This window comes from Micromonospora sp. NPDC047753 (assembly GCF_040642735.1).
Classification (GTDB): Bacteria; Actinomycetota; Actinomycetes; order Mycobacteriales; family Micromonosporaceae; genus Micromonospora.
The window spans coordinates 1-9,942 of the sequence record NZ_JBEYSL010000235.1; the positions used below are offsets into that span (position 1 = coordinate 1).

The 9,942-nt window shown below is 70.4% G+C and carries 9 protein-coding genes, 1 tRNA gene and 1 pseudogene; 5 read left to right on the plus strand and 6 right to left on the minus strand.

The window, feature by feature from the left end; translation table 11 throughout:
* Nucleotides 1–523: transketolase (locus ABZ749_RS19935; RefSeq protein ID WP_357229813.1), on the minus strand; the 523-nt coding region annotated here is incomplete at its 3' end.
* A gap of 47 nt (nucleotides 524–570) precedes the next feature.
* Between ABZ749_RS19935 and soxR the strand changes: the two genes are divergently transcribed.
* Nucleotides 571–1,044 (plus strand): redox-sensitive transcriptional activator SoxR, encoded by a 474-nt coding sequence (gene soxR, locus ABZ749_RS19940; protein ID WP_357229816.1) that lies wholly within the window; start codon nucleotides 571–573, stop codon nucleotides 1,042–1,044.
* 17 nt (nucleotides 1,045–1,061) lie between these two features.
* Here soxR and ABZ749_RS19945 read toward each other — a convergent pair whose 3' ends face one another.
* Nucleotides 1,062–2,060: an NAD(P)H-quinone oxidoreductase gene (locus tag ABZ749_RS19945; RefSeq protein WP_357229818.1), complete on the minus strand. Its 999-nt coding sequence runs from the start codon at nucleotides 2,058–2,060 to the stop codon at nucleotides 1,062–1,064.
* 162 nt (nucleotides 2,061–2,222) lie between these two features.
* On the opposite strand from ABZ749_RS19945, the gene ABZ749_RS19950 reads away from it, so the two are divergent.
* Nucleotides 2,223–2,312, plus strand: a tRNA-Ser gene (locus ABZ749_RS19950).
* 89 nt (nucleotides 2,313–2,401) lie between these two features.
* On the opposite strand, the pseudogene ABZ749_RS19955 reads toward ABZ749_RS19950, so the two are convergent.
* Both ABZ749_RS19955 and ABZ749_RS19960 read right to left on the minus strand, forming a co-directional pair.
* Nucleotides 2,402–3,482 (minus strand): annotated as a pseudogene (locus ABZ749_RS19955) (low temperature requirement protein A).
* 51 nt (nucleotides 3,483–3,533) lie between these two features.
* Nucleotides 3,534–3,689: a hypothetical protein gene (locus tag ABZ749_RS19960; protein ID WP_357229820.1), complete on the minus strand. Its 156-nt coding sequence runs from the start codon at nucleotides 3,687–3,689 to the stop codon at nucleotides 3,534–3,536.
* A gap of 143 nt (nucleotides 3,690–3,832) precedes the next feature.
* Here ABZ749_RS19960 and ABZ749_RS19965 point away from each other — a divergent pair, with 143 nt between their 5' ends.
* A complete protein-coding gene (locus ABZ749_RS19965; protein WP_357229822.1) occupies nucleotides 3,833–4,375 on the plus strand; it encodes a YbhB/YbcL family Raf kinase inhibitor-like protein in 543 nt (180 codons plus the stop codon).
* 151 nt (nucleotides 4,376–4,526) lie between these two features.
* Here ABZ749_RS19965 and ABZ749_RS19970 read toward each other — a convergent pair whose 3' ends face one another.
* Nucleotides 4,527–5,237 carry a class I SAM-dependent methyltransferase gene (locus ABZ749_RS19970; RefSeq protein ID WP_355004428.1) on the minus strand — a complete coding sequence of 237 codons (711 nt, stop codon included), beginning with the start codon at nucleotides 5,235–5,237 and terminating at the stop codon, nucleotides 4,527–4,529.
* Between the two features lie 314 nt (nucleotides 5,238–5,551).
* Between ABZ749_RS19970 and ABZ749_RS19975 the strand changes: the two genes are divergently transcribed.
* Nucleotides 5,552–7,285, plus strand: a complete 1,734-nt coding sequence (locus ABZ749_RS19975; RefSeq protein ID WP_357229827.1) for a hypothetical protein — start codon at nucleotides 5,552–5,554, stop codon at nucleotides 7,283–7,285.
* A 21-nt stretch (nucleotides 7,286–7,306) separates the two neighbouring features.
* Here the strand turns inward: ABZ749_RS19975 and ABZ749_RS19980 are convergent, their stop codons facing one another.
* Complete coding sequence (locus ABZ749_RS19980) at nucleotides 7,307–8,083, minus strand: hypothetical protein (RefSeq protein ID WP_357193762.1); 777 nt, start codon at nucleotides 8,081–8,083, stop codon at nucleotides 7,307–7,309.
* A 328-nt stretch (nucleotides 8,084–8,411) separates the two neighbouring features.
* Here ABZ749_RS19980 and ABZ749_RS19985 point away from each other — a divergent pair.
* Nucleotides 8,412–9,942, plus strand: a 1,531-nt coding sequence (locus ABZ749_RS19985) for a peptide deformylase (RefSeq protein WP_357229825.1), incomplete at its 3' end; no start/stop codon positions are given.

The window sequence follows — 9,942 nt, forward strand, 5'->3', positions numbered from 1 at the left end:
TGTCGACCACGACAGCGGTGAGGCTGTCCAGGCCGGTCGCTCCGGCGTACGCGATCGCCTCGTGGTTGGATCCCTCGTCCAGTTCGGCGTCGCCGAGCAGCACGTACACCCGGGGGTTGAGCAGCCCCTGGGCGCGCAGGCCGAGCGCGGTGCCGACGGCCAGCCCGAGGCCGTGCCCGAGGGAGCCGGAGCCGATCTCGACCCCGGGCACCAGGAGTCGGTCCGGGTGGTGGCCGAGGCGGCTCTCCGGTCCGGCCAGGTCGTCGAGCCAGGCGTCCGGGATGAAGCCGTGCGCGGCGAGCACCGCGTAGTAGGCGGCCGGTCCGTGGCCCTTGGAGAGCAGGAACCGGTCCCGCTCCGGGTCGTCGGCGGTGTCGGGGGTGACCCGCAGCACCCGTTCGTAGAGCACCTGGAGCACGTCGACGGTGGAGTGCGCGCTCGGCGCGTGTTTCTCGTCGCCGGTCAGTCGTCGGATCAGCCCGGGTAGTCGGGCGCTGCTGTCGGTGGTCAGTGTGGTGGCCATGCCACTACTGTGTTAGTTGAAGTGGACTTCAACTCAAGGACCTGGGGATGCCGGATTCATTGACGATCGGTGAGCTGTCCGCCCGCTCCGGGGTGGCACCGTCGGCGCTGCGCTACTACGAGCGACTCGGGCTGATCCGCGCCGACCGTACCGGCGGCAACCAGCGCCGGTACGCCCGCGCCGAGCTTCGGCGGGTCGCCTTCATCCGGATCTCCCAGCAGGTCGGCGTCTCGCTCGACGAGATCCGGGAGGCACTCGACTCGCTCCCCGAGGCCCGCACGCCGAGCCCGCAGGACTGGGCGCGGCTGTCGGCGAGCTGGCGCAGCCGGCTGGACGAGCGGATCCGGCTGCTCACCAGGCTCCGCGACGACCTGGACGGCTGCATCGGCTGCGGCTGCCTGTCCCTGCAGCGCTGCACGTTGAACAACCCGGAGGACGCGCTGGCCGGCGAGGGCCCGGGCGCCCGGCTGGTGCTGCCCCGACCGATCGTCGACCCGACGCCGGCCGGCTCGGTCAACTGACGGCCGGGCCGCTGAGGTCAGCTGACGGCCGACCCTCCGCCCGGCGGGCGGGTGAGCAGCACCTTGCCGAAGTGGTCGTTCGACTCGACGAGCCGGTGCGCCTGCGCCGCCTCGGTCATCGGCAGCCGCCGGTCCACGATCGGCCGGATCCGGCCCGCTTCGACCAACGGCCACACCTCGTCCCGTACGCCCTGGACGATCTCCGCCTTCTCGGCGAGCGGACGGGACCGTAGCGACGTCGCGGTGACGCTGGCCCGCCTGGTCATCAGCGCGCCGAGATCCAACTCGGCCTTGCGCCCGCCCTGCATCCCGATCACCACGAGCCGACCGCCGGTGGCCAGCGTGGAGACGTTCCGCCCCAGGTAGGACCCACCTATGATGTCGAGGATGACGTCGACACCGCGTCCGTCGGTGATCCGCCGGACCTCCTCGACGAAGTCCTGCTCCCGGTAGTCGATGACGTGCGCCGCGCCCAGCTCACGCAGCCGGGCGTGCTTGGCCCCCCGCGCGGTGGTCACCACCGTCACGCCGAGGGCCGCCCCGAACTGGATGGCGAAGGTGCCGATCCCGCTGCCGCCGCCGTGCACCAGCAGCGTGTCGCCCGCGCCGAGCCGCGCCACCTGGACCAGGTTCGACCAGACCGTGCAGGCCACCTCGGGCAGCGCCGCCGCGTCGACCGGGTCGCAGGCCGGCACCGGCAGCAACTGCCCGGCGGGGACCGCGACCCGTTCCGCGTACCCGCCGCCGGCCAGCAGCGCGCAGACCTGCTGCCCGACCGCCCACCCGGCGACGTCCGCGCCAACCTCGGTGACCACCCCAGAGCATTCCAACCCGGGGTACGCGGGCACGCCGGGCGGCGGCGGGTAGTGCCCCTGCCGTTGCAGCAGGTCAGCCCGGTTCACCCCGCTGGCCCGCACGTCCACGATCACCTCGTCCGGGCCCGGCTCCGGGTCGGGCACCTCGGCCCACACCAGCGCGTCGGGTCCACCGGGCTCCGGAATCGTGATGGCTCGCATGGGCCCAGTCTTCCCGATCTTCCCGGGCGCCGCAGGCGCACCGCCCGGCCCACAGTGGACACGGCAGACCGCCTGGCCGGCGTACCGGGGAGGGACGCCGGGCCGCCCGGAGCGAGCCGTGGCAGACTATGCGTGGCCGTACGCCCACGGGGTGGCGGCCAAGGAGGGTTCGCCTAGTGGCCGATGGCGCTGGTCTTGAAAACCGGTAAGGCAGCGATGTCTTCGTGGGTTCGAATCCCACACCCTCCGCCATTCTTGATCCACTCGACTCACAAGAAGTCGGGGTGTTACGGCCGCGCGGATGCCGCGATTTCCTGAATGTCGAGTGGATCTCGCGCGGGTCAGTCGATCCCGGCGGCACTGCGCCTGGTCCACGCCTCGTAGCTGAGCAGGATGACGAGGAACGCGGTGAGCAGGCCCAGAGCGGCCAGACCGGGCAGGTAACGGCCGACGGGAAGTAGCAGCAGCGCCACAGCGGGGGCGAGAAACTGCTCGGGTCGTACGCACCGGACGCTGAGTGCCAGGAACGTCGCCCGGCCCGCGAGGTACAGGGCGGTCCCGCCGAACAGCGCGACAGCCGGGATCCAGTGCAGGGTTTCGTGCGACTTCCCGTGCGCCATGCCGGCGAGCACCTCCTCGACCCCCAGCGCCACGTAGATGGTTCCGGCGAGCAGCGGGAGGTGGGCGACGCTGTAGGCGTTGCCGGCCACGAAGCCCCGGTGCAGTCCGGAGTCCGTCGTCAGTGCGTTGCCGGCGCTCGACGCACTGGGGAAGTACAGCCAGTACAGGCAACCAGTGACGGTGAGCGTGAGCAGCGCCGCCAGCAGGGTCGGCCAGTGGATCATCTGAGTTCCGACGCCGGCGCCGACCGAGATCAGAGACTCTCCGAGCGCGATGATCACCACCAGGCCGTGCCGCTCCGCGAAGTGGCCGGGGCTGCGGACCGGCCACCCGCCCACCAGCAGGGCGAGCACTCCACCGCCCATGTCGATGATGAGCGCCGCCGCCCAGAGCAGGATCTGCGCGGTGCCGCCCAACACCGCGCCGAGGACGAGCGGGATCCAGGTACGCCAGCACCAGGATCAGCCGGGGTGTCCTCGTACCCCTGCCGGTTTCCCAGGCTTCGGGGAGGACCAACGCGATGAGGAAGACCGCTGCCATCGCCACGGCGATGCCTACCCGGATCAACCCGACGTCGAGCCGGACGTAGTTGCCCAGCCAGGCATAGACGAGCCAGGAGTTCCACAGCAGTATGAGGACGAGCAGGCCCTGCACCAGGGTCACCGTCGAGGGCCGCTCGCTCATGAACGTGGTGACCCGGATGAGCCCGAAGACGAGCACCAGGTCGAAGAAGACCTCGAACAGCGTCGGTCGGTGAGTCTCCGCGGTGACCACCGGCCGGGACCGGAAGATCCGCCACATCAGATCATCGTGTCTGGTCGCCCCGGAGGGTTCCGGCGTCCGGCCTCCCGGTCACTCCGGCGGGTCGACGGTTCGCCGCTCCCGGCGGATCGTCTCCTCGGCCAGTCGCTCCACCGCGCGTCGGCGGTCGTCGGCGATGGCTCGTTCGTTCCGGCGGCGGAACGCGGTGAGGACGGCTACCGCGAAGTCCCGCCAGATGCCGGCCACGAGGTCCCCCTGAGGAGCGTTGCCCGAACTCAACCGTAGCTCTGCGAAACCACAGTCGGTCAGCGCGTGCTTCCGGTCGTCGGGAGGGTCGCGGCGGGGTAAGAAGGGGCTGGTATCTCCGCACATCGGAAGGACGCGTCCCCATGACCCTGGAACGACCGATCGCCCCGGACCCGTACGAGCTGCTGCCGACGCTGCCCTCGTTCACGCTGACGAGCGACGACGTGCAGAACGGCGAGCCGATGGACGCCCGGCACGCGCATGGCAGCACCGGGGGTGACAACGTCTCGCCGCAGCTGGCCTGGTCGGACTTTCCCGCCGAGACGAAGAGCTTCACGGTGACCTGCTACGACCCGGACGCGCCGACGGGCAGCGGTTTCTGGCACTGGGTGCTGGTGAACGTGCCGGTCAACGTCACCCAGTTGCCCACCGGGGCTGGAGGCGCGGCGGGTACCGACCTCGGCGGGGCGTTCTCGGTCCGCAACGACTACGGCGAGCAGGGGTACGGCGGGGCGGCTCCGCCGGCCGGCGACCGCCCGCACCGGTACGTCTTCGCGGTGCACGCCCTGGACGTCGACCGCCTGGACCTGACCCCGGACGCCACGCCCGCCTACGTCGGCTTCAACCTGACGTTCCACACCCTGGCCCGAGCGGTGATCCGCCCGACGTACCAGATCAAGGACTAACCCGGGAAGGGTGGGCCACGCCGCCGAGTCTCGTCGATCATGGAGCTGTGGTGGGTGACAAAACGCCCGGCAAGCACCAAGCCGGGCACCACAACTCCATGATCGACTGGGCAGGCTGGTCCCTGCTGCAAGACCAGCGCGGGGTGCGGAGTCAGGCTGGGACGCGGGCTACGGCGAAGACGGACTGGCCGAACGGCGGGAGGACGAGCTGCTCGGCGGCCTTGGTGGCGGGCAGGACGAGAGTGTCGTACACCTTGACCATCGGGCCCTCCTTCGGCATCAGCCGGAAGACCTTGGTGGCCATGAAGTAGCCGATCAGCCCGAGCGCGTTGGCGTAGTGCATCTTCTCGATGGTCAGACCGGCCTCGGTCATCGCCGCCCCGAGCGTCTTCTTCGTGTAGCGGCGGACGTGCCCGGTGGCGATGTCGGCCGGGCCCATAGCGAACTGGAACGCGGGCACGATGATGATCACGGCACCGCCGGGTCGGACCAGGTCGCGCATGCTCTGTAGCGCGCCCACGTGGTCCTCGATGTGCTCCAGGACGTTGTACGAGACGGCCGCGCTGTAGTCGCCCCGGTCGTTGTGCGGCAGCAGCATCTGCCGGACGTCGACGTTCGGACGGTCGGCGAGGCGCTCCTTGAGCTGCAGCAGCCGGTCCGGGTCGGCCTCGGTGGCGGTGAACCGTGGCAGCCGCTCGGACCATTCCAGCGCGTAGTCACCGAGACCGCTGCCGATCTCGATCGGGTCGTCGCCGAGGTACGGCACGGCCAGTTCGATGAACCAGCGACGGTGGTTGACAGCGGTTGCCAGGCCTTCCAGCACCTCGGACTGCACGCGCTGGTCCCCAGTGATTTCTGCCATGCGTCGATTCCTCACGGTATGAACTCGACCCGTGCCTGGACCGACAGAGTGAATCATCCGCTGGGACGGCGAAAGAATCGGGGCATCGGGGTGGCCGAATTGTGGTCGGGGGGTGGGTTCGTGATCGGCGGTCGGCGAACCCGGCACATAGTACGGCAGTACCCCGAAACATGTCACGGCGCTGCCAGGCGCTGACTACCCTATGAATTGTCATGACTACTCCTGAACCGGACGTGCCCAGCGGCAGCCGCAGCCCGGCCGCCGCGCCGTCGGCGGAGGGGGCTTCCGGCGCCGATCGGCCTTCCCGTAGGGGGATGTGGGCCGATCTGACCGCCGTGCTGAGCTTCGTGGTGCTCGGCTTCTGGGTCACCTGTCGACTCTGGCTGGACCCGGACAGCGATGTGCGGGACAACCAGTCGGATCAGTCGCAGTTTGAATGGATGATGGCGCACGGTGCGCGAGTAGTCACGCACTTTGCGTATCCGTTCCATTCCAATCAGATGAACGTGCCCGACGGCGTCAATCTGATGGCCAATACGTCCGTATTATCCATTTCATTGCCAATGACGCCGATCACCCTGCTGTTCGGGCCGCGAGCGTCATTTCTGATCTTTCTGACCGCCGGCATGATTGCCACCGCCACGGCCTGGTATTTCCTGCTCTCCCGGGTTCTGATCGGCAGTCGGGGGCCGGCGTGGCTTGCCGCCGGCTTCTGCGCGTTCGCGCCGGCCATGGTGTCCCACGCCAATGGGCACCCGAACATCGTGTCGCAGTTCGTCGTCCCGTTGATCATTTGGCGCACGCTACGACTTGGTGAACCGGGCCGCTGGCTGCGCAACGGGATCCTTCTCGCGCTGGTCATCGTCTGGCAGGCGTTCCTCAACCTGGAAATCCTGCTGATGACCGCGATCGGGCTCGGCGTGGTCGTCGGCGTGCTCGCCCTCGGCCGCGCGGATCTACGGCCGCGGGCCCGATCCTTCCTCGCCGGGCTGGCAGTCGCCGCCGGGGTCGCCGGGCTCCTGCTCGCGTACCCCCTGTACGTCCAGTTCTTCGGACCGGGGGCGTACTCCGGGCTGTCCCGCCTGATCCGCGGCTACTCCAGCGACGTGGCCTCGTTCCTCGCGTACTCCCGGGAGTCGCTGGCCGGTAGCGCGCGCACCGCCGCGGGCCTGGCCAAGAACCCGACCGAGGAGAACAGCTTCTTCGGGTGGGCCCTTGTGGTGCTGGTGATCGCCCTGGTCTGGTGGCTGCGCCGGTCGATCGTGGTGCTCGCGCTGGCCGCGCTCGGGTTGCTCTTCGCGGTGCTGTCGCTGGGGCGGGAGGTCCGCTTCGACAACCGGGGTACGGGTGTGCCGGGCCCCTGGGCGGCGCTGGAGAACCTGCCCATCCTGCACTCGGTGGTGCCGACGCGTTGGGCGTTGGCGATCACCCCGATCATCGGGCTGCTGCTCGCCTACGGCGCCGAACGTGCCCGCGAGTTGGCTTACGCGCACCCGGCCGCCCGGGGGCAGATCCGCTTCGTCACCGCCACAGTGCTCACGATGGCCCTGTTGCCGATCGTCCCCACCCCGCTGCCCGTGGCCCGCCCCGACCCGGTCCCCAGCTTCGTGACCAGTGGGGCGTGGCGGCCGTACGTGGCCGGTGGGCGCAGTGTGGTGACCCTGCCGCTGCCGGACACCACCTACGCCGAGCCGCTGCGCTGGTCCGCGACGACCCGGCTGGACATGCCGTTGGCCCGTGGCTACTTCCTCGGCCCGGACACCCGCCCGGACGCCGATCCGCCGAAGGTCGCGTTGTTCGGTGCGACCCCCCGCCCCACCAGCAGCTTCTTCACCACCATCCGACGCACCGGGGCGGTGCCGCCGATCACGCCGCAGAGCCGGGTCCGAGCGGTCGACGACCTGCGCTACTGGCGGGCCGGGGTGGTCATCCTCGGGCCACACGAGCACGAGACCGCGCTGCGCCGGGGCATGACCGAGCTGACCGGGATCCAACCGGTCTTCACCGGCGGCGTGTGGGTGTGGGATGTCCGGCCGTTGACCGACTGAGCGATACCGCCCCGGTCTGGCCTAGCGGACGCAGCAGCCCTGGCAGACCTTCGGGCGGGGCAGGGTGAAGGCGAGGCAGCAGGTGCGGCGCTGCACTGTCGGCTCACCGGTCGGCCCCGGCACGAGCTCGATCAGGTCGGCCAGGTCGAGTGCGCCCAGCAGGGTGTCGATGCTCTGGACCGTGGAGCCGGGCAGGGCGTCCGCAGCCCGCAGGATGCCGTGCGCGATGCCGGAGGCGACCGAGCCGAGCAGCGTCCGGGTGCCCACCCGGACCTCGGACTGGATCGCCGTGATGAGCGGCGCCAGGTGGGCGTCGAGCAGGGACGCGCGCAGCGCGGCCAGCAGCTCCGCCTCGTCGGCGACGACCCGCACCTCCGGCAGGCCGGTCAGCGCCAGCGGGTCGTTCGGCAGCACCGCCACCGTGGTCCCCCGGCGCAGGCCCATGGTGAGCAGCTGCCGGTGGTCCTCGAAATGGATCAGCAGGTCGGCCGGGTCGAGCAGTGGCACCCGCCGGGCGGAGGCCCAGCCGAGCACGACCGGCAGGGCCGCCCAGTAGCTGTAGGACTTCCAGGCGAGCGCCGCGCAGGCGTGCGGGGTGCCGCCCCAGCGGACGGCCGCGCCGTTCAGCAACTCCGGCAGTCGGCTGCCATCGATCAGGGTGGTGGCGGGCGCCCAGCCGAGCTCGTCGTCGACCAGCAGGCCCCGGGCGAGGCCGGGCAGGTCGTCGGTGCCGAACATGGCCCGGAGGGCAGCGGTGACGGGGGCGAGCGGCGTGGTGGCGGCCTCGCGCCGTGGCATCACCGCTGTCACCTGAGTCGTCCCCTGTCTGTCTGACCGAGGAGTGCGCCCCGGCGGACGAACCAGTGCCGTCCTGAGCTAAGGCTAGCCTAACCAAGCCCGTGGCCGTAAGGGAAGCCTCACCTTGGTCACATCCCGGACGCCCAGGTCACCCCCGTGTTCGGCGGGAGTAGTGCTTCGGCTACTACCCGGAGTCCCTGCTGGGAAACGCCGCCGCACAATCGACGGCCATCGGTGAATTGTCAAGCGATGTGTCGAAAACATGCCACTTGCGTGTGTGCCCGCGCACGGAACGTGAAAACTTATAGCCCCGGCCACGAGGAAGCTGATGACTACCTCACCCCTCGAACGGGCTGCCGACTCCTTCGCGGCCGAACTCGCCCGGCAACGGACCGGGCGCGGGCTGTCCAAGAAGCAACTGGCCGTCCTGATGGGGTTCGACCCGTCCTACGTGAGCCACGTCGAGGGGCGCCGGCACCGCCCGACCGAGGACTTCGCCCGCCGCGCGGAGGCCGTCCTGGAGGCGAGCGGCGCGATCTGGCAGCGCTTCCGGGAGTACGACGACCTTCGGCACGCCCGGGCGGGTCATCCGCACCGCGAGTCGTACCTGCCAGGCCAGTGGCTGCCACCCGGCACCGGGCTGGTCGTGGAACGGGAGCTGGCCACCCTCACCCACGCCGACGACGGTTACCGGTGCGTTATCCACCGTGAGCTCTACAACGCCGGCACCGAGCCCGTCACCCGCTACCTGGTCCGGGTCGCCGTCGACCGCTACCCGAACGACCCCGGCCGCTCCAACCGGCACCACCGGGAGCACCCCCTCACCTTCGCCGAGCTGCAGATACAGGCCCGTCGAGACGACGGCGGCGGAGACCCGGAGCCGATGCACTGGCGAGCCAAGCACGATCGGGACGCGTTCAAGGAGATCTGGCTGCTCTTCGAGAACGGGGAGCGACGCTTCCCCCTCTACCCGGGCGACCGGGCCACCATCGAGTACGCGTACAGCGTCGGCCACGACAAGTGGGGCCCCTGGTTCCAGCGGGCCGTCCGACTGCCCACCCGCCAGCTCGCCGTACGCCTGGATCTGCCCGCTGCTCTCGACCCGCAGGTCTGGGGCGTGGAGACCTCGCTCAGCGCGGAGGAGGGCCCGCTGCGGACGGCGCCGCAGCGTCACGACGAGGGCGACCGGGTGATCTACGACTGGCAGACCGACGACCCCCCGTTGAACGCCCGCTACCGGATGCAGTGGCGGTTCCGTGCCCGCCCGGAGACCGAACCGGACATCGGCCCCGGCGCCGCCCGGGTCCGACCCAGCGACCGGATGCGCGGCCTCGGCATCGTGCAACGCGGAGACGACCTGCTCCGCCAGCGGGCCCGCCCGTTCGACCTGCCCGCTGAGGAACATGTCGCCCGGGACGTGGTCGACCGGCTCGTCATGGCACTGGCCCGGCTCGACGAGCTGCACCCGTTCAGCAAGGGTGTTGGTGTCGCCGCGCCGCAGTTCGGCATCGGCCGCGCGGCGGCCGTGGTGCGGCCGCCCGACCGGTCGGCGGAGCCGGTCGTGCTGCTCAACCCGCGGGTGGTCGACGCCGACCCGGAGACCGACGAGCAGTACGAGGGCTGCCTCTCCTTCTTCGACCACCGAGGTCTGGTGCCCCGGCCACTGCGCCTGGACGTGGAACACGCCCAGTGGGACGGCAGCCGGATCATCACGTCGTTCGAATTCGGCATGGCCCGGCTGGTCGCACATGAAATTGACCACCTGGAAGGCCGGCTCTACGTCGACCGGATGGCACCGGGCGTGCCCCTGGTGCCGGTGGAGGAGTACCGCGAGACCGGGCGCCCCGGTCCCTTCCTGG

What these genes read in the sequence shown, in the direction of transcription:
- ABZ749_RS19965 (WP_357229822.1), top strand. Translation starts at nt 3,833, where the DNA reads ATGACCCTGGAACGACCGATCGCCCCGGACCCGTACGAGCTGCTGCCG.
- ABZ749_RS19975 (WP_357229827.1), top strand. Translation starts at nt 5,552, where the DNA reads ATGTGGGCCGATCTGACCGCCGTGCTGAGCTTCGTGGTGCTCGGCTTC.
- soxR (WP_357229816.1), top strand. Translation starts at nt 571, where the DNA reads ATGCCGGATTCATTGACGATCGGTGAGCTGTCCGCCCGCTCCGGGGTG.
- ABZ749_RS19945 (WP_357229818.1), bottom strand. Translation starts at nt 2,060, where the DNA reads ATGCGAGCCATCACGATTCCGGAGCCCGGTGGACCCGACGCGCTGGTG.
- ABZ749_RS19970 (WP_355004428.1), bottom strand. Translation starts at nt 5,237, where the DNA reads ATGGCAGAAATCACTGGGGACCAGCGCGTGCAGTCCGAGGTGCTGGAA.
- ABZ749_RS19980 (WP_357193762.1), bottom strand. Translation starts at nt 8,083, where the DNA reads ATGCCACGGCGCGAGGCCGCCACCACGCCGCTCGCCCCCGTCACCGCT.